This window comes from Vibrio sp. A37 (genome assembly GCF_059777565.1).
Genome location: NZ_JBLNLI010000086.1, coordinates 1 through 427, shown reverse-complemented (window position 1 = coordinate 427; position 427 = coordinate 1). Strand labels below are relative to the sequence as shown.

The window sequence follows — 427 nt, the reverse complement described above, 5'->3', positions numbered from 1 at the left end:
ATCGTCATCGTTGATTGGTCACCAGTCAATGGACAGGAGATCTTCCAAGTGCTTAGAGCTAGTATCCCCATGGGTGGTCGAACCCTGACACTGTATGAAAAAGTGTATCCAGAGTCTGAACTCAACTCCGAGCAGGCTCATCAAGACTTATTGGACAATCTCGCCCTTTGTTTGCCTTCCGATTGTCGGCCCATCCTTTTATCGGATGCGATTTTCCGAGCGCCTTGGTTCAAGGCCATTGAACAGAAAGGCTGGTTTTGGGTAGGAAGAATACGAGGGCTTGTGTATTTATCCCGAGATGGGAAGCAGTGGTCTCGCAGTAAAGCTTGGTTTGAAAAAGCCAGTTCGAGAGCGAAAAAGCTAGGGAAGGTTTACTACGGGAAAAAACAGAAATTCCCATGCAAAGCGGTCATTTATCAGAGCAAAA

Annotated in this window: 1 protein-coding gene; it reads left to right on the top strand. The window is 46.8% G+C overall.

The features are described from left to right. Positions 1–48 precede the first annotated feature (48 nt). Positions 49–427, top strand: a 379-nt coding sequence (locus tag ACM2FC_RS23630; RefSeq protein ID WP_498483475.1) for a transposase family protein, incomplete at its 3' end; no start/stop codon positions are given.